Annotated in this window: 18 protein-coding genes; 9 read left to right on the forward strand and 9 right to left on the reverse strand. The window is 67.2% G+C overall.

All coding sequences use genetic code 11. The features are described 5' to 3' along the window. Nucleotides 1-32 precede the first annotated feature (32 nt). From HDC34_RS10155 to tkt, 3 genes are read right to left on the reverse strand one after another with little or no spacing between them, the layout of a single operon-like run. Nucleotides 33-1,619: a glucose-6-phosphate isomerase gene (locus HDC34_RS10155; RefSeq protein WP_179556763.1), complete on the reverse strand. Its 1,587-nt coding sequence runs from the start codon at nucleotides 1,617-1,619 to the stop codon at nucleotides 33-35. 10 nt (nucleotides 1,620-1,629) lie between these two features. Further along, nucleotides 1,630-2,748, reverse strand: a complete 1,119-nt coding sequence (tal, locus tag HDC34_RS10160; RefSeq protein WP_179556764.1) for a transaldolase — start codon at nucleotides 2,746-2,748, stop codon at nucleotides 1,630-1,632. Between the two features lie 55 nt (nucleotides 2,749-2,803). Further along, a complete protein-coding gene (gene tkt / locus HDC34_RS10165; RefSeq protein WP_179556765.1) occupies nucleotides 2,804-4,894 on the reverse strand; it encodes a transketolase in 2,091 nt (696 codons plus the stop codon). 244 nt (nucleotides 4,895-5,138) lie between these two features. On the opposite strand from tkt, the gene HDC34_RS10170 reads away from it, so the two are divergent. Next, a complete protein-coding gene (locus tag HDC34_RS10170) occupies nucleotides 5,139-6,041 on the forward strand; it encodes a heme o synthase (protein WP_308807303.1) in 903 nt (300 codons plus the stop codon). 171 nt (nucleotides 6,042-6,212) lie between these two features. Here HDC34_RS10170 and HDC34_RS10175 read toward each other — a convergent pair whose 3' ends face one another. Further along, on the reverse strand, nucleotides 6,213-7,178 hold the full coding sequence (locus HDC34_RS10175) for a heme A synthase (protein WP_179556767.1): 966 nt from the start codon (nucleotides 7,176-7,178) through the stop codon (nucleotides 6,213-6,215). 261 nt (nucleotides 7,179-7,439) lie between these two features. Here HDC34_RS10175 and sufB point away from each other — a divergent pair, with 261 nt between their 5' ends. From sufB to HDC34_RS10205, 6 genes are all read left to right on the forward strand, one after another. Then, the gene (gene sufB, locus HDC34_RS10180) at nucleotides 7,440-8,858 is read left to right on the forward strand and encodes a Fe-S cluster assembly protein SufB (protein WP_179556768.1); all 1,419 of its coding nucleotides are present in this window, start codon (nucleotides 7,440-7,442) and stop codon (nucleotides 8,856-8,858) included. Then, entirely contained in the window at nucleotides 8,859-10,064 is a 1,206-nt protein-coding gene (gene sufD, locus HDC34_RS10185; protein ID WP_179556769.1) for a Fe-S cluster assembly protein SufD, read from the forward strand. Next, a complete protein-coding gene (locus tag HDC34_RS10190; RefSeq protein WP_068481923.1) occupies nucleotides 10,061-10,393 on the forward strand; it encodes a non-heme iron oxygenase ferredoxin subunit in 333 nt (110 codons plus the stop codon). The genes sufD and HDC34_RS10190 overlap by 4 nt, the downstream gene beginning before the upstream one ends. A 3-nt stretch (nucleotides 10,394-10,396) precedes the next feature. Next, complete coding sequence (sufC, locus tag HDC34_RS10195; protein ID WP_104252897.1) at nucleotides 10,397-11,161, forward strand: Fe-S cluster assembly ATPase SufC; 765 nt, start codon at nucleotides 10,397-10,399, stop codon at nucleotides 11,159-11,161. Between the two features lie 9 nt (nucleotides 11,162-11,170). After that, nucleotides 11,171-11,503: a metal-sulfur cluster assembly factor gene (locus HDC34_RS10200; protein ID WP_104311902.1), complete on the forward strand. Its 333-nt coding sequence runs from the start codon at nucleotides 11,171-11,173 to the stop codon at nucleotides 11,501-11,503. Nucleotides 11,504-11,672: 169 nt separating this feature from the next. Then, the gene (locus HDC34_RS10205; RefSeq protein WP_104312574.1) at nucleotides 11,673-13,271 is read left to right on the forward strand and encodes an ABC-F family ATP-binding cassette domain-containing protein; all 1,599 of its coding nucleotides are present in this window, start codon (nucleotides 11,673-11,675) and stop codon (nucleotides 13,269-13,271) included. Between the two features lie 78 nt (nucleotides 13,272-13,349). On the opposite strand, the gene HDC34_RS10210 is transcribed toward HDC34_RS10205, so the two are convergent. Genes HDC34_RS10210 through HDC34_RS10220 form a run of 3 tightly spaced genes read right to left on the reverse strand, consistent with a single transcriptional unit; the run spans nucleotide 13,350 to nucleotide 14,747 of the window. Continuing rightward, nucleotides 13,350-14,204, reverse strand: coding sequence for an SURF1 family protein (locus HDC34_RS10210; RefSeq protein WP_179556770.1), 855 nt, complete (start codon nucleotides 14,202-14,204; stop codon nucleotides 13,350-13,352). Then, complete coding sequence (locus HDC34_RS10215; RefSeq protein ID WP_306455471.1) at nucleotides 14,201-14,479, reverse strand: hypothetical protein; 279 nt, start codon at nucleotides 14,477-14,479, stop codon at nucleotides 14,201-14,203. Before HDC34_RS10215 ends, HDC34_RS10210 begins: the two co-directional genes overlap by 4 nt. Then, on the reverse strand, nucleotides 14,472-14,747 hold the full coding sequence (locus HDC34_RS10220) for a DUF3099 domain-containing protein (RefSeq protein ID WP_146079113.1): 276 nt from the start codon (nucleotides 14,745-14,747) through the stop codon (nucleotides 14,472-14,474). The genes HDC34_RS10215 and HDC34_RS10220 overlap by 8 nt, the downstream gene beginning before the upstream one ends. An 80-nt stretch (nucleotides 14,748-14,827) precedes the next feature. Here HDC34_RS10220 and HDC34_RS10225 point away from each other — a divergent pair, with 80 nt between their 5' ends. Then, nucleotides 14,828-15,538, forward strand: a complete 711-nt coding sequence (locus HDC34_RS10225; RefSeq protein WP_104311900.1) for a beta-ketoacyl-ACP reductase — start codon at nucleotides 14,828-14,830, stop codon at nucleotides 15,536-15,538. A gap of 77 nt (nucleotides 15,539-15,615) precedes the next feature. Here the strand turns inward: HDC34_RS10225 and serB are convergent, their stop codons facing one another. Together serB and HDC34_RS10235 are read right to left on the reverse strand one after the other, a co-directional pair. Then, complete coding sequence (serB, locus tag HDC34_RS10230; RefSeq protein WP_308807304.1) at nucleotides 15,616-16,275, reverse strand: phosphoserine phosphatase SerB; 660 nt, start codon at nucleotides 16,273-16,275, stop codon at nucleotides 15,616-15,618. Further along, nucleotides 16,272-17,513, reverse strand: a complete 1,242-nt coding sequence (locus HDC34_RS10235) for a glucose-1-phosphate adenylyltransferase (RefSeq protein ID WP_104252892.1) — start codon at nucleotides 17,511-17,513, stop codon at nucleotides 16,272-16,274. Before HDC34_RS10235 ends, serB begins: the two co-directional genes overlap by 4 nt. A gap of 47 nt (nucleotides 17,514-17,560) precedes the next feature. Here HDC34_RS10235 and glgA point away from each other — a divergent pair, with 47 nt between their 5' ends. Next, on the forward strand, nucleotides 17,561-18,745 hold the full coding sequence (gene glgA / locus HDC34_RS10240; protein WP_179556771.1) for a glycogen synthase: 1,185 nt from the start codon (nucleotides 17,561-17,563) through the stop codon (nucleotides 18,743-18,745). Nucleotides 18,746-18,775 lie beyond the last annotated feature (30 nt).

Below are 18,775 nucleotides of genomic sequence, written 5' to 3' on the forward strand. Positions count from 1 at the left end.
GATGGTGCTCGCATCCCCGCCTCGCTGATCGGTTAGCGCGAGATGGCGCCGAGGAGCGCGTCGAGTCCGCTGCCGGATTCGCCGAGGTCGATGCGCAGCACAGGCTGCGCGTGCGACTCGAGCACGGAGGCATCACCAGCGGCCTGCGCCGAGATGAGCGTGCCGAAGGTGAACGGACGCTCGGGGATCTCGAGGTCGTCCTTCTCTCCGGACGTGATCTGCAGGAAGGTGCCGACCTTCGGGCCGCCCTTGTGGAACTGCCCGGTGGAGTGCAGGAAGCGCGGCCCCCACCCGAAGGTGACTGGACGTCCTGAGCGCTTCGCGAGCTCGTCGCGAAGCGCTTCGAGTGCGCCGAAGCGATTCCGGTCGACATAGGCCTGCACTGAGAGGTAGCCGTCCGCTGGGATGAGGGCCACGAGTGCGTCGATGGCCCCTTCCAGCGTGCTCTGCCCGGCGACGACGGTCTCGCTGCCGCGCACCTCGACGCCCTCCGCGACGAACGCGGCAGGCGTGGGCTCCGGTGTCGCTTCCAGGAGTCCGCGTGCGGCGACCTTTGCCGACTCGACGTCGGGCTGGTCGTAGGGGTTGATGCCGATCACGGCGCCCGCGACAGCGACAGCGGTCTCCCAGAGCACGAACTGGCCCCCGAGCGAACCGGAGACGGTGATGTCGTCGCCCGCTGCCGGGGTCGACTCAGCGTCGGCAGCCACGCGTACGAGCTGCAGGTCGGCCGGGCGAGCGTCGATCTCCGGAGCACCTGGGGTGAGGACGACGGGCAGGATGCCGAGGTCGTCCTTTCCGGTCGACTCGGCGATGAGCTGCTCGACCCAGTCGCCGAAGCCGACGATGGATGTGCCGTCGTCGACGATGCCGAGGAATCGCTTCGCGGCGATCGCGGCGCCGAGGACGAGGGCAGGGTTGCTCTCGTCGTCGATGGCGACGGCCGTCGCGGCGACGCCGGCGTCATCGAGGAGGGCGGCGATGTCGACGCCCGCCAGCCCGGAGGGCACGAGGCCGAACGCGGTCAGCGCCGAGAAGCGTCCGCCGACGTGCGGGTCGGCCAGGAACACGCGGTAGCCCGCCGCCCGAGAGGCTTCCTCCATGGGCGAGCCGGGATCGGTGACGATCACGACGCGGCCGGCCGGGTCGATGCCGGCCGCTTCGAATGCGCTCACGAACGCTCGGCGCTGCGAGTCGGTCTCGACCGTGGAGCCGGACTTGGACGACACGACGATCGCCGTGCGCTCCAGGCCTTCCTCGACTGCTGCACGAACCTGTGCTGGGTCGGTGGAGTCGAGCACGACGAGCTCGACGCCCGCGGTGCGCGTGATGACCTCGGGGGCCAGGGACGATCCGCCCATCCCGCAGAGCACGAATCGGGTGATGCCTGCCGACGCGAACTCGTCCCGCAGCGCGATGATGCCGTCGACCAGTTCGCGCGAGACCTCGTGCGCGCGCGTCCAGCCGAGGCGGATTGCCGATTCGGCCTCGGCTGCCGCACCCCACAGGGTGGCGTCCTGCGCGAAGAGTCGCGACGCGAATCGCTCGGCGACGAGCTCGCCGACCTTTGCGGTGGCCGCTGCGTTCGCGGCACCCGCGGTGCTGACCTTGATGCTCACGGCGGTTCCCCTAGGCCTTCGCCGCGGCAGCCTTGAGCTGCGAGTCGACGGTTGCCTTGAGCTCCTGCCAGGAGACGATGAACTTGTCGACGCCCTCGGTCTCGAGCTGCTCCGTGACCTCGACGTAGCTCACGCCGAGCGCCTCGAGTTCGTCGAGCGTCGTGTTGGCCGCGTGGGCGGTTCCCGCGACGGTGTTGCCCGTGATGACCCCGTGGTCGGCGACGGCTTCGAGCGTCTTCTCCGGCATCGTGTTGACCGTGTTGGGCGCGACGAGCTCGGTCACGTAGAGCGTGTCGGGCAGCGCCGGGTCCTTGACGCCAGTGGATGCCCAGAGCGGGCGCTGCACGTGCGCGCCCTCGGCGAGCAGCAGCTTCGCGCGCTCGCTCGAGAACTCCTCTTCGAAGGCTGCGTAGGCGAGGCGGGCGTTCGCAAGAGCAGCACGGCTCTTGAGCGCGGTCGCCTCGTCGCTCCCCGCGGCCACGAGTCGCTTGTCGATCTCGGCGTCGACGCGCGAGACGAAGAACGATGCGACGGAGCGGATCGTCGACAGGTCGTGCCCGCGCTCCTTGGCCTGCTCGAGACCGGACAGGTACGCGTTCACGACCTCGCGGTAGCGGCTGAGGCTGAAGATCAGCGTGACGTTGACGCTGATGCCGGAAGCGATGACCTCCGTGATGGCCGGGAGGCCTTCGACGGTCGCCGGGATCTTGATCATGGCGTTCTTGCGGTCGACCGTGGCCCAGAGTCGCTTGGCCTCCTCGATCGTCGCTGCGGTGTCGCGGGCGAGCTCGGGGGAGACCTCGATCGAGACGCGCCCGTCGAGGCCGTCAGTGGCCTCGTAGATCGGCAGGAAGAGGTCGCACGCGGAGCGCACGTCGTCAGTGGTGATCTCGAAGATCGCCTCGTCGATGCTCGCGCCGCGGGCCTGGAGCTCGGCGACCTGCGTGTCGTACGCGTCGCCCTTGCTGAGGGCGCCGGCGAAGATCGTCGGGTTCGTCGTGACGCCGACGATGCCGCGTTCGGCGATGAGGCGCTCGAGCGCGCCCGACTCGAGGCTTGAGCGCGAGAGGTCGTCGAGCCAGATGCTGACGCCGGCCTCGGCGAGTGCTGCTGTGGGTGTTGAAGTCATTGTTGGTGTTCCTTCGCGTAGCTGATGAGGAAGAGCGGTGATTCGCAGGGGAGCGCTACTGCGCGAGCGACTCGAGCGCCGCGTCGACGACGGCCTCTGCCGTGATGCCGTAGGCCTTGTAGAGCTCCGGCTGGTCTGCGGATGCGCCGAACGTCTCGATCGAGATGCTGCGGCCCTTGGGTCCCACGAACTGGAGCCATGGCAGTGCGAGCCCTGCCTCGATGCTCACGCGAGCCTCGACGGCAGCTGGGAGGACGTGCTCCCGATAGGCCGCGTCCTGCTCGGCGAACCACTCGAAGCTCGGGACGGACACGACGCGCGTGGGGTGTCCTTGCTCCTGGAGCGTCTCACGTGCTTCCAGCGCGTACTGGACCTCGGAGCCGGTGGCGAGCACGATGACCTCGGGCGTGCCGCCGGAGGCTTCCGCGAGGACGTAGGCGCCTCGCTTCGTTGCGGCGGCGGAGCCGAACTCCTGCTCGTTGGCGTCTCCGGATCCGCGTGCGATGACGGGGAGGTCCTGGCGCGAGAGGATGAGGCCGGTCGGGCCGCCTCGGCGGCTCACGACCTCGAGCCAGGCCGCCGCCGTCTCCGGTCCGTCCGCTGGGCGGACCACTGCGAGGTTCGGGATGGCGCGGAGCGCCGTGAGGGACTCCACGGGCTGGTGCGTCGGGCCGTCGCCACCGAGGGCGATGGAGTCGTGCGTCCACACGAAGATCGACGGGATGTTCATGAGCGCAGCGAGGCGGACGGAGGGACGCATGTAGTCGCTGAACATCAGGAACGTGCCGCCGAACGCGCGAGTCTTGCCGTGCAGCGTGATGCCGTTGAGGATCGCGCCCATGGCGTGCTCGCGGATCCCGAAGTGCAGCACCCGTCCGTAGGGGTTGCCGGTCCAGCTCGACGTCGAGAACTGCGAGGGGATGAAGGACGCGGCCCCGTTGATGGTCGTGTTGTTGGAGCCGGCGAGGTCGGCCGAACCGCCCCAGAGCTCCGGGAGCTGGGCTGCGAGTGCGTTGATGGCCTCGCCCGACGCCTTGCGGGTGGAGACCTTGGCGACGCCCGCGAAGTCTGGCAGCGCGTCGGCGATGCCCTCGGGCAGCTCGTCGGCCTCGAGTCGCTCGAGCAGCTCGGCGCGCTCGGGGTTCGCGCTCTTCCAGGCGTCGAAGCTCTGCTGCCACTCAGCGCGCACCGGAGCCGCGCGTTCGGCGAGTCCTCGCGTGTAGGCGAGCACGTCATCGGCGACCTCGAAGCTCTGCTTCGGGTCGAATCCGATGAGGCTCTTGACCGCCTCGAGCTCGGTCTCACCAAGCGCCGAGCCGTGGATGCCGCCGGTGTTCTGCTTGGTCGGGCTCGGCCAGCCGATGATGGTCTTCAGGACGATGATCGACGGGCGCCCGGTCTCGGCCTGGGCCTGGAGCGTCGCGTCGTGCAGTGCGGAGAGGTCCTCGTGGTACTGCTCGCCCGCGGTCCAGTCGACCGTCTGGACGTGCCAGCCGTAGGCCTCGTAGCGCTTGGCGACGTCTTCCGTGAAGGCGATGTCGGTGTCGTCCTCGATGGAGATCTGGTTGGCGTCGTAGAAGACGATGAGGTTGCCGAGCTCCTGGTGGCCCGCGAGCGAGGAGGCCTCGCTCGTCACGCCCTCCTGCAGGTCGCCGTCGCTGGCGATGACGTAGACGCGGTGGTCGAAGGGGCTCTCCCCGGGAGCGGCCTCGGGGTCGAAGAGTCCGCGTTCGAAGCGCTGCGCGTAGGCGAAGCCCACTGCGGAGGCGAGCCCCTGGCCGAGTGGCCCCGTCGTCATCTCGACGTGGTCGGTGTGGCCGAACTCCGGGTGGCCCGGCGTCTTGGAGCCGAGCTGGCGGAGCTGCTTGAGGTCGTCGAGCTCGAGACCGAAGCCGCCCAGGTAGAGCTGGGTGTACTGGGTCAGCGAGGAGTGTCCCGCCGAGAGGATGAAGCGGTCGCGACCGATCCAGTGGGGGTCCTTCGGATCGACCCGCATCACGTGCTGGTAGAGCAGCGTCGCGAGGGGGGCGAGGCTCATCGCCGTGCCAGGGTGCCCACCCTTCGCCTTCTCAACTGCGTCCGCCGCCAAGATCCTTGCTGTGTCGACTGCACGTCGATCGAGCTCAGACCACTCAAAATTCGTCACACTGCGTCCCGTCGTCGTTGGGAAAGGGCCGCCTCACAGCCTATCGCCACGTCGGGTCCGCGCGGGAGGAACGGCATCCAGTTCTCGGTCATGTTTCTCCGTGCGACGGGCCTCACGGTCCGCGACGGCAGCTGTGACCGGCTGGCACGCCCCGGAATGGGGAGCCGTTCTCGGCGGGACCAGATAGAATTGCCAGGAGATTTCGAGCGAAGAGGACTTGGTGGCTTTGTCTGTCGATGAACTAGTGGCTGTCGCACCCCCGCAGCGAGCGACGTTGGGGCGCAAGGCGAAGGCCTACCTGGCGCTGACGAAGCCGCGCATCATCGAGCTCCTCCTCATCACGACGGTGCCGACGATGTTCCTGGCGCAGGGCGGCGTGCCGAACCTGTGGCTCGTCCTCGGGGTCGTCCTGGGCGGCGCCATGTCCGCAGGCAGCGCAAACGCCTTCAACTGCTACATCGACCGCGACATCGATCGCCTGATGAAGCGCACCGCGAAGCGTCCCCTGGTGACGGGGGAGCTGACTGACCGCGAGGCTCTCGTCTTCGCGTTCGCCCTGGGCATCCTGTCAACGGTCGTGCTGTGGCTTGTCGCCAACCCGCTGACCGCGGCGCTCTCCGTCGGCGCCATCCTGCTGTACGTCGTCTTCTACACGATCGTGCTCAAGCGCCGCACCGAGCAGAACATCATCTGGGGCGGCGTCGCGGGCTGCATGCCCGTCCTCATCGGCTGGGCCGGCGTCACGAACTCCCTCAGCTGGGCGCCGTTCGTGCTGTTCGCCATCATCTTCCTCTGGACCCCGGCCCACTACTGGCCGCTCTCCGTCAAGTACCGCGACGACTACGCGAAGGCGAGCGTCCCGATGCTGTCGGTCACCGAGGGGGAGCTGTCGGTCTCGCTGCAGACCGTGCTCTACGCCTGGGCGACGGTCATCTGCTCGCTCCTGCTCGTCCCGATCGCGGGCATGGGCTGGCTGTACACGTCCGTCGCCGTCCTCTCGGGCGCATGGTTCCTCTACGAGGCGCACGTGCTGTACCACCGCACCATCACGGGCAAGGGCGGGAAGCCGATGAAGGTCTTCCACCTCTCCATCACATACCTCACGCTCGTCTTCGTGGCAGTCGGCATCGACCCGCTGATCTCCTAGCGCGGGGCAGCAGCCATTGAGATCGGCCCGGCGGAGCATCCCTCCCGCCGGGCCGATTTCGCTGTTCCCGCTTCTCCCCGAGCTGCAGGCCCACCGTCTTCTGAACCAGAAAGCCCCGGCGAGACACGGTCTCGTCGGGGCTTCTCTGCACTCGGCTCGAAGCCGGCGAGGTCAGGCGCGTTGCGGGCGTCCTTCGCGGCGGATGGTCGCCACCGCGGTCGTGGCGACAGCGATGGTCGTGACCGAGAGCACCATGTGCACGATCACGAGGGTGATGGGAAGGCCTGTGCGTGCCTGCCAGATGCCGACGCCCGCCTGCGCGACGATGAGCGCGAGCAGGCCCAGCGAGACCTTGCGGGTGGCCGGGAACCTCCGCACCGCGGCCAGAACGGCGAACGCGAGGGAGCAGGCCAGCAGGATGTACGCGGGCCAGGAGTGGACGTGCTGCATGACGACGGGATCGAGCCCGTTCCTCGAGGCCGCCGAGTCTCCCGCGTGCGGACCGGATCCCGTGGTCAGCGCGCCGACGAACACCGTCACCCAGACCCACACGTTGACCACGACCGCGAGCGTGAGCACGAGACCCGCCCGGCTGACGTCGAGTCGCGTTCCGACCTCGGGGACCGGCTCGCCGCGTCCCACCCGGAAGAGCAGGACGGCGGCGATCGCGACGATGAGGCCGGAGATGAGGAAGTGGAGGCCCACGATGTCCGGGTTGAGGCCGGTGAGCACGGTGATGCCGCCGACGATCGCCTGGACGATGATCAGCACGCCGATCGAGAAGGCCGGAACGGCGAGGCGCATCCCGCGCGGGCGCACCCTCAGGACCGCCAGGAACAGCAGGAGGGCGATGACGCACAGGATGAACGTCAGCAGACGGTTCCCGAACTCGATGACACCATGGATGCCCATCTCGGGCGTGTTGATGAGCGATTCGTCCGTGCAGTACGGCCACGTGGGACAGCCGAGGCCCGAACCGGTGAGTCGGACGAGCCCGCCCGTGCCGACGATGGCGATGTTCGCGATCAGGCTCGCCCACGCCAGGAAGCGCGTGTAGCGCGTGATGCCGGTGGGCATCATTCGCGCACGGATGGCGTCCGCTCGTGAGGGACGGACGGGAGCGACTTGCGCGGTCACGAGTTCCTTTCAGACGCCTGGCTTGTCTGGCGTAGGATAGAAGGTGTTGTCTTCGCTCGGGACGTGTGCCCGAATCGCGGCGCAGGGAACAATGGAGGCCCTTCGCGGGTTCCATTCTACGAGAGGTAGACGCACGCCGTCCTCCTGAGCGACCGCGGGCCCACCGGCCGGAGACCCACATGCGAGACGAACCTCGGCGTGAAGCCGGACAAGCGCCCGCACGTGCACAACGACTTCAGAGATGAGAGAGACGAGGCAGACATGTCAGATGTCCTGATCGATCGCCCAGAACTCGAGGGCCTCGGCCGCTATGAGTTCGGCTGGGCAGACTCCGACGTTGCGGGATCGTCCGCGAAGCGAGGCATCAACGATGCCGTCGTCGCCGACATCTCGCGCCTGAAAGACGAGCCTGAGTGGATGCTCAAGACGCGCCTCAAGGGCTACAAGATGTTCGAGCGGAAGCCGATGCCGAACTGGGGTGCAGACCTCTCCGGCATCGACTTCGACAACATCAAGTACTTCGTGCGGTCGACGGAGAAGCAGGCCCAGACGTGGGAGGACCTGCCCGACGACATCAAGAGCACCTACGAGAAGCTCGGCATCCCCGACGCAGAGCGTCAGCGCCTCGTCGCCGGCGTCGCGGCTCAGTACGAGTCCGAGGTGGTCTACCACCAGATCAACGAGGAGCTCGAGAAGCAGGGTGTCATCTTCATGGACACCGACACGGCGCTCCGCGAGCACCCGGAGTTCTTCGAGGAGTACTTCGGCACCGTCATCCCCTCCGGGGACAACAAGTTCGCGGCCCTGAACACGGCCGTCTGGTCGGGCGGCTCGTTCGTCTACGTGCCGAAGGGCGTGCACGTCGAGATCCCGCTGCAGGCCTACTTCCGCATCAACACGGAGAACATGGGTCAGTTCGAGCGGACGCTGATCATCGCCGATGAGGGCAGCTACGTCCACTACATCGAGGGCTGCACGGCTCCCATCTACAAGTCCGACTCCCTGCACTCGGCGGTTGTCGAGATCATCGTGAAGAAGAACGCCCGCGTTCGCTACACGACGATCCAGAACTGGTCGAACAACGTCTACAACCTCGTCACGAAGCGCGCGATCGCCGAAGAGGGCGCGACGATGGAGTGGGTCGATGGCAACATCGGCTCGAAGGTCACCATGAAGTACCCGTCGATCTACCTGGTCGGCGAGCACGCCAAGGGCGAGACCATGTCCGTCGCCTTCGCGGGTCCCGGCCAGCACCAGGACGCCGGCGCCAAGATGATCCACATGGCTCCGTACACGCAGTCGTCGATCACGTCGAAGTCGATCGCGAGGGGTGGGGGACGAGCCGGCTACCGAGGCGAGGTCCGCATCGATGCCAAGGCTCACCACTCATCGAACAGCGTCGTCTGCGACGCGCTGCTCGTCGATACGCAGTCCCGTTCTGACACGTACCCCGCGATCGACATCCGGGTCGACGACGTGCAGCTCGGCCACGAGGCCACCGTCACGAAGGTGTCGGAGGAGCAGCTCTTCTACCTCATGAGCCGCGGACTCCCGGAGACCGAGGCCATGGCCATGATCGTCCGCGGCTTCATCGAGCCCATCGCTCGCGAGCTGCCGATGGAGTACGCGCTGGAACTCAACAAGCTCATCGAGATGAGCATGGAAGGATCGGTCGGCTAGATGACGACGCAGGTGACGAGCGAGCAGATCAACCCGCTCGGTCTCAACAAGCACAGCCATGGGCCCGGCTCCGAGGTGCCGGTGCAGACGAGGTCGGAGCGCTTCACCTCCTTCGACTTCGCCGACTTCGCACCGCTCAGCGGCCGCGAGATCGAGTGGAAGTACACTCCCGTCGCGAAGCTCGACGCGCTCATCAACGGCACGCTCACCGGAACCCGCTCCGAGCTCGACTTCTCGGAGACCGAGGGCGTCTCGGTGAGCTGGATCCCGCGTTCGGATGCGCGCATCGGCTCCGCAGGAAAGCCAGAGGACCGCGCCTCCGCCAACGCCTGGACGAACTTCGAAGAGGCGCTCCTCGTCGAGGTGTCGGGCGAAGACGACAAGCAGTTCGTCCTCGACCGCAAGGGCTTCGGCGACGCCGCACTCGCGGCCCACGTCGTGATCGACATCAAGCCGCACGCCAGGGGCCTCCTCATCCTCCGCCACACCGGCGAGGCGACGGTCGCCGAGAACGTCGAGATCCTCGTCGGCGACGGCGCGAACGTCACGGTCGTCTCCATGCAGGAATGGGAAGACTCCGCGCAGCACCTCTCCACGCACTTCCTGTCGGTGGGGCGCGACGCGTTCATCAAGCACATCGTGGTCTCGCTCGGCGGTGGCATCGTGCGGCTCAACCCGACGCTCCAGCTCAATGCGCAGGGCGCGGATGGCGAGCTCTACGGGCTCTACTACTCCGACGCCGGCCAGCACCTCGAGCACCAGGTCTTCGTCGACCACAATGCGCCACACACGCGCAGCCGTGTCAACTACAAGGGCGCGCTGCAGGGCGAGGGCGCGCGCGCCGTCTGGATCGGCGACGTGCTCATCCGCCGCAACGCGCCCGGCACCGACTCCTACGAGCAGAACCGCAACCTCGTCCTCTCGGAGGGGACGCGCGCCGACTCGGTTCCGAACCTCGAGATCGAGACCGGCGACATCGAGGGCGCGGGTCACGCATCCGCGACTGGTCGCTTCGACGACGAGCAGCTCTTCTACCTGATGAGCCGCGGCATCTCCGAGGCCATGAGCCGTCGCCTCGTGGTGCACGGCTTCCTCAACGAGATCGTCCAGCAGATCGGGAACGAGGAGATCGCAACCCATCTTCGGGACGCGCTCGAACGCGAGCTCAACGAGGGCGCAAGTCCTCTGCTCGTCGCAGAGCGATGACCTCGGTGCGTCTCTGCGCCGCAGACGACGTGAAGGTCGAGGCGCCGCAGCGCTTCGAGATCGAGGGACAGGCCATCTGCGTCGTCCGGGACTCGGCCGGTGAGCTCTTCGCTCTCGGGGACCGATGCTCGCACGGAGACATCTCGCTTGCCGAGGGCTTCGTGGAGGACGACTCGATCGAATGCTGGGCGCACGGCTCCCAGTTCTCGCTCAAGACCGGGTGGCCACGCACCCTCCCCGCCTACGAACCAGTGCCCGTGTACCGCATCCAGGTGCAAGAGGGCGACATCTACATCGACCCCACTCCAATCTTCGAGGAGAAGAGCTAGCACATGTCCACGCTGCAGATATCCGACCTCCACGTCACGGTCGAGACCGACCAGGGCACCAAGGAAATCCTCCGCGGTGTCGACCTGACGATCAACCAGGGCGAGATCCACGCCATCATGGGCCCGAACGGCTCAGGCAAGTCGACGCTCGCGTACACGATCGCGGGCCACCCCAAGTACGAGGTGACGAGCGGCTCGATCACGCTCGACGGCGAGGATGTCCTCGAGATGTCCGTCGACGAGCGGGCGAAGGCCGGCCTCTTCCTCGCCATGCAGTACCCCGTCGAGATCCCCGGCGTGACGGTCGCGAACTTCCTGCGCACCGCGAAGACCGCCGTCTCCGGTGAGGCCCCGCCCCTGCGCCCGTGGCTGAAGGAGGTCAAGTCCTCCATGTCTGCACTGCGCATGGACCCGGTCTTCTCCGAGCGTAACGTCAACGAGGGCTTCTCCGGTGGTGAGAAGAAGCGCAACGAGATCCTCCAGCTCGAGCTTCTCAAGCCGAAGTTCGCCGTGCTCGACGAGACCGACTCCGGCCTCGACGTGGATGCGCTCCGCATCGTGTCCGAGGGCGTCAATCGCGTCAAGGAGAACACCGGCCTCGGCGTGCTCCTCATCACCCACTACACGCGCATCCTGCGCTACATCAAGCCGGACTTCGTGCACGTCTTCGTCGCGGGCAAGGTCGCTGACCAGGGCGGACCCGAGCTCGCCGACCGCCTCGAGAACGAGGGCTACGACCGCTACCTCGCGCAGCAGGTCGAGGCGTAGGATCACGCCATGGCACTGACGACACTCGAAGCGACACGCTACGACGAGATCGAAGAGGCGCTCAAAGAGGTCGTGGACCCAGAGCTCGGCGTCAACATCGTCGACCTCGGCCTCATCTACGACCTGAACTGGGACGACGACTCCGACGCGCTGGTCATCTCGATGACGCTCACCTCCGCAGGTTGCCCGCTGACTGACGTCATCGAGGCCGACACCGCGCAGGCGCTCGACGGCCAAGTCGAGCGGTTCGTCATCAACTGGGTCTGGATGCCGCCGTGGGGTCCTGAGAAGATCACCGACGACGGGCGCGACATGATGCGCGCGCTCGGGTTCAACATCTGACCCACGTCTGACCGTGATGAGCCCCGCCTCGGCGGGGCTCATTCGCGTCTCGTCTAGACTGGGCAGGTTGTCGGCTACGGGGCCAGCCCGGTCGACCCCGGCGTGGCCCCGACACCCGCCTCTCAGCACTGCACAGCTCGCCCCGCTCTCCACCGAATGGATGCTCTTCTTGCTCGCCGTACATGACCTCGAAATCACCATGGGTGCCCGCACCCTCATGTCGGGAGTCAACTTTCGTGTTGCCGCTGGCGACAAGATCGGCCTCGTCGGTCGCAACGGCGCGGGCAAGACGACGCTGACGAAGATCCTGGCGGGGGACACCCTCCCGACGGCAGGGAAGATCGAACGCCGAGGCGAGATCGGCTACCTCCCGCAGGACCCGCGGAGCGGCGACCCGACGCAGACGGCCCGCACGCGCATCCTGGACGCCAGGGGACTCGGTGAACTGCGTCTCGGCATCGACGAGGCGACCCTCGCGATGGCGGAGGGGTCTCCTGCCGAGCAGGAGGCCGCGATGAAGAAGTACTCGCGCCTCGATGACAGGTTCCTGGCGCTCGGAGGCTACGCGGCCGAAGCCGAGGCCGCGGCGATCGCCAGCAACCTCAAGCTGCCGGACCGCATCCTCGACCAGGAGCTGCAGACGCTCTCGGGTGGACAGCGTCGTCGCATCGAACTCGCCCGGATCCTGTTCTCCGGCGCGGAGACGATGCTGCTCGATGAGCCGACGAACCACCTCGACATCGACTCGGTCATCTGGCTGCGGGAGTTCCTCAAGGGATATGCCGGCGGGCTCATCGTGATCTCCCACGACGTCGAACTCGTCGGCGACACCGTCAACCGCGTGTTCTACCTCGACGCGAACCGCCAGGTCATCGACGTCTACAACATGGGCTGGAAGCACTACCTGCGACAGCGTGAGGCTGACCAGGAGCGCCGCAAGAAGGAGCGGGCCAACATCGAGAAGAAGGCGACCGTGCTGCAGCAGCAGGCCGCCAAGTTCGGTGCCAAGGCGACGAAGGCCACCGCGGCCCACCAGATGGCGCGTCGTGCGGAGAAGATGCTCTCGGGTCTCGAGGAGGTCCGCGTCGCCGACCGGGTGGCGAAGCTGCGCTTCCCGACTCCCGCGGCCTGCGGCAAGACCCCGCTGCGGGCATCGAATCTCTCGAAGTCTTACGGATCGCTCGAGATCTTCACCGCGGTCGACCTCGCCATCGACCGAGGTTCACGCGTCGTGATCCTCGGGCTCAATGGTGCGGGCAAGACGACCCTTCTGCGTATGCTCGCCGGCGTCGATGAGCCGGACACGGGCGCGCTCGAGCCGGGCCACGGCCTCAAGATCGGCTACTACGCCCAGGAGCACGAGACGCTGGATGTCGCCCGCAGCGTCCTCCAGAACATGGTGAGCGTCTCGAGCCACCTCACGGAGACCGAGGCGCGCAAGGTACTCGGCTCCTTCCTCTTCTCCGGGGATGACGTGCACAAGCCTGCTGGGGTGCTCTCCGGCGGTGAGAAGACGCGACTCGCGCTGGCGATGCTCGTGGTTTCCAGCGCCAACGTCCTGCTCCTCGACGAACCGACGAACAACCTCGACCCGATGAGTCGTGAGCAGATCCTGGACGCGCTCGCGCACTACGAGGGCTCAGTCGTGCTGGTCAGCCACGACGAGGGCGCTGTCGAGGCGCTCAACCCTGAGCGGGTGCTCATCATGCCCGATGGGGTGGAGGACCACTGGACGCCCGACTACTTCGACCTCATCACGATGAACTAGGCACGCCGCGCGAACGCTCCTGCCGCACCACGAAGCGCATGCCCCTCGGGGCATGCGCTTCGTTCGTGACGGGGACTGTCAGGCGCCTGCGCGGTCGAGGAGCTCGTCCTCGATCTCCGCATCGGTCCTGCGGCGGCGCCCAGCTCGCTCGCGTTCGCGGGCGAGGGCTTCCCTCACCTTGGGGTCGTCCGGGTTTCGATCGCGGTATTCGGCGCGGAGGCCGAAGATGAGCCCGAGAAGCGCGATGATCGCGAAGATGATCCACTGGAACGCGTAGGACAGGTGATTGCCCTCATCCAGCGCCGGCTTCGTCGTGAGCACGCCGGTCTCCGCTGACGGCCGTTCGGCAGACAGCAGGCCGTATGCACCCGTGTACACGCGGTCCGCACCGAGCTCTTCGGCGAACTGCGGCAGGTGGATGGTCGCGATCTGTCCGGCCGGAGCGCTGCGACCCGGGATCTCTGGTTCACCGGGTTTGAGTCGTGCCACCACCGTCGCATCACCCTCGGGGGGTGCCGGCACGTGGTCGGGGGAGTCCTGTGCGTCCCCGGTCGGGATCCAGCCGCGGTTCACGATGAAGACCCGTCCGTCCTGAGTCTCGAAGGGGGTCAGGATCTCGAAGCCTGGGAGGCCGTTGTGGGGTCGAGACCGGGCCAGGAGCTGCTCGTCGGTCAGATATCTGCCCTGCAGGAGCACGGGCGTCCACTCCTGGTTGATCGAGAACGCGTCGAGCGACGCGAGCTCCGACTCGATCGGGACCGGTTCCCGGTCGAAGTTGCCGGTGATGCGGGCGTTCTCGGAGACGCGCTCGTCTCGACGCTCGAACTGCCAGTGGCTCAGGAAGCCGCACGCTATGGCGAACACGATGAGCAGACCCAGGTAACCGAGCCAGCGCTTCGACAGCGCGAACCGCCAGCGACGCTCGCCGCTCACGCGTGCCCATCCTCGTGGTCGGCCGCCTCGCCCGCGATCGCGGCGGCGGTCACCGGAAAGTCCCGCTGGCGGAGGAAGTCCTCGAGGTAGCCAGCATGCTCGCCGCAAGCGAGCCAGACCTTGCGGCGGGTCTCATCGTGGATGCGGGGGTTGCGCCACTCCAGTCGGGTCGTCGCATCGGCGCTGCAGCCCGCGCGCGAACACCGAGGCTCCGCCTCGGCCGCGTCCAGACCGCCGCCCTGCAGGGCCCCGAGCAGGTCGAAGCCGTCACGCATCCGGCTTGCCTCGCCGCTGGAGGAAACTCGGCCGCTCCACCCTGCGTGTTCTGCGCTGCGTCGCGGCGTTGGCGATGACGACGGCGAAGTAGGGAAGGAAGATGGCTCCGGCTGCGAACACGAACATCCAGGGTCCGCGCACCCAGATGAGCGCGACGAAGCACGCCACCCTGATCAGCATCATGATGGTGTACTTCTTCATGCGGGCGGCGCGCTCGTCGTACTCGCTGTCCGCCATGGAGGTGACGTTCGTTGTGTGTGATCGCACGGTGGCAGGTGCTCCTCTCGGCGATCTGCTCAGCTTACTCCTCGCCCCTAGACTGGAGCTCACCGTCTCAAGGGAGCAGCATGACCCAAAGAACCGTCCTCGTCACGGGAGGAAACCGTGGCATCGGCTTCGCCATCGCCGCACACTTCGTCAGCTTGGGGCATCGCGTCGCGGTGACCTCGCGCTCGGGGGAGGGCGGGCCGGAAGGCGCGCTCACCGTGCAAGCTGACGTCACCGACTCGGCAAGCGTCGACGCGGCGTTCAAGGCCGTCGAGCAGGAGCTCGGGGCCGTCGAGGTGCTCATCGCCAACGCTGGCATCACGAAGGACAACCTCCTCCTCCGCATGTCGGAGGACGATTTCCAGCAGGTCATCGACACGAACCTGACGGGAGTCTTCCGCGTCCTCAAGCGCTCTTCGAAGGGCATGCTCAAGGCCCGATTCGGACGGGTCGTCTTCATCTCGAGCGTGGTCGGGCTCTTCGGCTCGCCCGGTCAGATCAACTACTCGTCGGCGAAGGCCGGCCTTGTCGGCATGGCCCGCTCGCTCACCCGCGAGCTCGGCTCGCGCGGCATCACAGCCAACGTCATCGCGCCAGGGTTCATCGAGACCGAGATGACGGCCGTGCTGCCGGAGGACACGAAGAAGGAGTACCTCTCGCAGATCCCCGCCGCGCGCTACGGCAGCGTCGACGAGATCGCGAAGACCGCAGCGTGGCTCGCGAGCGATGACGCCGGATACATCTCCGGCGCCGTCATCCCGGTCGACGGCGGACTCGGCATGGGGCACTAGCGGCGGCCGCCAGGCGAACAGACGAAGGGCCGACCGGATGCACGCATCCGGTCGGCCCTTCGTCTGCGCCGTGGCCGTCAGCCCGCGAGGCCGAGCACGTGCAGCACCTGACGCATGTCGCGATCGGGGAGGCTGATGTGCGCCTGCTCGCGCACGACCGGCTTGGCGTCGAACGCGATCGAGAGTCCCGCCGCCGACATCATGCCGAGGTCGTTCGCGCCGTCTCCGATGGCGACCGTCCGTGACGGGTCGACCCCGAGTTCGTCTGCCCACTCGAGCAGCGTGTCGCGCTTGGCCTCACGACCGATGATGGGGCCGGAGACGCGTCCCGTGAGCCTGCCTTCGATGATCTCGAACCGGTTGGCTCGCCACCGGTCGAGGTCCAGCCTGGCAGCGAGGTCGTCGAGGATCTCATGGAACCCGCCGGAGACAGCAGCGATGTACCCGCCGGCGGCGTGCACGCCCGAGACGAGCTCGGGAACGCCATCGGTGACGACGACCCGGTCGACGACCGAGGCGACGTCGGCGGCAGACACGCCCTCGAGGAGCGCAACACGATGCCGCAGGCTCTCCTCGAAGGCGAGCTCGCCGGCCATGGCGCGTTCCGTGACCTCGGTGACCTGGGCGGTCACGCCGGCGTAGTCGGCGATGAGCTCGATGACCTCGTCCTCGATGAGGGTCGAGTCGACGTCGAGGAGGACCAGGAACGGGGCGCGGGTCAGCGTGCCCGACGTCACGGCTCGACGATCCCGAACTTCTCCACGACGGTGAGGCCCGAGTCGGTGACCGTGAATCCGCGACGGAGGTCATGCTCGCGGTCGACGCCGACGGAGGCGCCCTCCTTGACGATGACGTTCTTGTCGAGGATCGCGCGCCGAACCACGGCGCCGGCCTGCACGTTGACCCGATCGAACAGGATCGAGTCGACGACAGCCGCCCCGGACTCGACGTTGTCCCACGGGCCGAGCACGCTCCGCTCGATGTGCGCGCCTGAGATGACGGAGCCGAGGGAGATGATCGAGTCGATCATGGTGCCCGTCGACCCGCGGCTGTCGCGGACGAACTTCGCGGGAGGCGAGTTCAGCTGCTGGGCGAAGATCGGCCACTTCTCGTTGTAGAGGTTGAAGATCGGCAGCGTGGAGATGAGGTCCATGTGCGCGTCGTAGAACGAGTCGATCGTGCCGACGTCGCGCCAGTAGTCGCGATCGCGATCCGTGGAACCAGGAACGACGTTGTCCTTGAGGTCGTAGACGCCGCAGTCACCCTGCGCGACGAAGCTCGGGATGATGTCCCCGCCCATGTCGTGCTTCGAATCCTCGAGCGTGGAGTCGCGGATGACGGCTTCCACGAGCTTGTCCGCAGTGAAGACGTAGTTGCCCATCGACGCCAGGATCTCGCCCGGGCTGTCCGGCAGCCCCTGCGCGTCGTCCGGCTTCTCGAGGAACTCGCGGATGAGCGTGCGGTCGTCCGGGTCGACGTCGATGACCCCGAACTGGTCGGAGAGGGAGATCGGCTGGCGGATGGCCGCGACCGTCGCGCTCCGACCCGAGGCGATGTGCGCCTCGATCATCTGCGAGAAGTCCATGCGGTAGACATGGTCGGCTCCCACCACGACGACGATGTCCGGCGATTCGTCGTTGATGAGGTTCAGGCTCTGCCTGATCGCGTCAGCCGAGCCCGAGAACCAGCGCTTGCCAAGGCGCTGCTGTGCAGGCACCGAGGCGACGTAGGAGTTGAGCATGGCCGGGAGACGCCACGTATGCGAGACGTGTCTGTCCAGCGAGTGGGACTTGTACTGGGTCAGGACGACGATCTTGTGAAGCCCGGAATTCACCAGGTTCGAGAGCGCGAAGTCAATGAGTCGATACTGGCCTGCGAAGGGCACAGCGGGCTTTGCCCGGTCTGCAGTGAGCGGCATGAGCCGCTTCCCCTCACCGCCAGCGAGAACGATGCCGAACACCTTTGCCTGTGACATGACTCGAGCTTAGGGGTTCCCAGCCCCGCTGTACTACCGTGTAGCCCGTGAGAGTAGATCTGGTAACACGCGAGTATCCACCGGCCGTCTACGGCGGGGCCGGAGTCCACGTCACCGAGCTCGTCAAGGCGATGAGGCGCGACATCGACGTCAACGTCCGCTGCTTCGGCGACGCCCGCGATGAGCAGCAGACGTACGCCTACACGACGCCGCCAGCGCTGCGTTCGGCGAACCCGGCGCTCGGCTTCCTCGGCACCGACCTCGAGATCGCGAACGACATCGAGGGTGCGGACCTCGTGCACTCGCACACCTGGTACGCGAACGCGGCGGGCCACGTCGCGAAGCTGCTCCACGGCATCCCGCACGTCATCACGGCGCACAGCCTCGAGCCGTTGCGCCCGTGGAAGGCCGAGCAGCTGGGTGGCGGCTACCGGCTCTCCAGCTGGATCGAGCAGGTCTCCTATGAGCACGCCGACCGCATCATCGCGGTGAGTCACGGCATGCGAGCCGACATCCTGCGCGCCTACCCCAACCTCGACCCGGACAAGGTGGAGGTCGTCTACAACGGCATCGACCTCGACGCATGGCAGCGGGTCGAGGACCCGGAGGCGGCGCGCGAGCTCGGCATCGACCCCGACCGTCCCGCCGTCGTCTTCGTGGGACGCATCACGCGACAGAAGGGGCTTCCCTACTTCCTGCGGGCGGTCCGCGAGCTCCCTCCGGAAGTCCAGGTCATCCTGTGCGCCGGAGCGCCGGACACCCCCGAGATCGAAGCCGAGGTCGCCGGCCTCGTCGCGCAGCTGCAGACCGAGCGCGACGGCGTCGTCTGGCTCGCGAGGCACCTCAGCAAGCGCGAGATCATGACGGCGCTCTCCGCGTCGACGGTCTTCGCCTGCCCGTCGATCTACGAGCCGCTCGGCATCGTGAACCTCGAAGCCATGGCCTGCGGCACGGCAGTCGTCGGAACCGCGACCGGTGGGATCCCCGAGGTCGTCGATGACGGCGTCACGGGCCGACTGGTCCCGATCGAGCAGGCGACCGACGGCACCGGGACACCGCTCGACCCTGACAAGTTCGTCGCCGACCTGGCTCGTGTCCTCACCGAGGTCGTCAGCGACCCGGAGACTGCCGCACGATACGGGAAGGCCGGGCGAGAACGCGCCGAGCGCGAGTTCACCTGGCGGCGCATCAGCGACGAGACCATCGCTATCTACGAGCAGCTCGTTGGCTGACGCGGTGCGCCGCCGAAGCCTCGGCGCGAG

It is taken from the genome of Pseudoclavibacter sp. JAI123 (genome assembly GCF_013409665.1).
Classification (GTDB): Bacteria; Actinomycetota; Actinomycetes; order Actinomycetales; family Microbacteriaceae; genus Pseudoclavibacter.

Excerpts from the sequence above, each read along its gene's own strand:
- HDC34_RS10215 (WP_306455471.1), bottom strand. The coding sequence starts at position 14,479 with ATGCGTGACGGCTTCGACCTGCTCGGGGCCCTGCAGGGCGGCGGTCTG.
- sufD (WP_179556769.1), top strand. The coding sequence starts at position 8,859 with ATGACGACGCAGGTGACGAGCGAGCAGATCAACCCGCTCGGTCTCAAC.
- sufC (WP_104252897.1), top strand. The coding sequence starts at position 10,397 with ATGTCCACGCTGCAGATATCCGACCTCCACGTCACGGTCGAGACCGAC.
- HDC34_RS10190 (WP_068481923.1), top strand. The coding sequence starts at position 10,061 with ATGACCTCGGTGCGTCTCTGCGCCGCAGACGACGTGAAGGTCGAGGCG.
- tal (WP_179556764.1), bottom strand. The coding sequence starts at position 2,748 with ATGACTTCAACACCCACAGCAGCACTCGCCGAGGCCGGCGTCAGCATC.
- sufB (WP_179556768.1), top strand. The coding sequence starts at position 7,440 with ATGTCAGATGTCCTGATCGATCGCCCAGAACTCGAGGGCCTCGGCCGC.
- HDC34_RS10225 (WP_104311900.1), top strand. The coding sequence starts at position 14,828 with ATGACCCAAAGAACCGTCCTCGTCACGGGAGGAAACCGTGGCATCGGC.
- HDC34_RS10200 (WP_104311902.1), top strand. The coding sequence starts at position 11,171 with ATGGCACTGACGACACTCGAAGCGACACGCTACGACGAGATCGAAGAG.
- HDC34_RS10235 (WP_104252892.1), bottom strand. The coding sequence starts at position 17,513 with ATGTCACAGGCAAAGGTGTTCGGCATCGTTCTCGCTGGCGGTGAGGGG.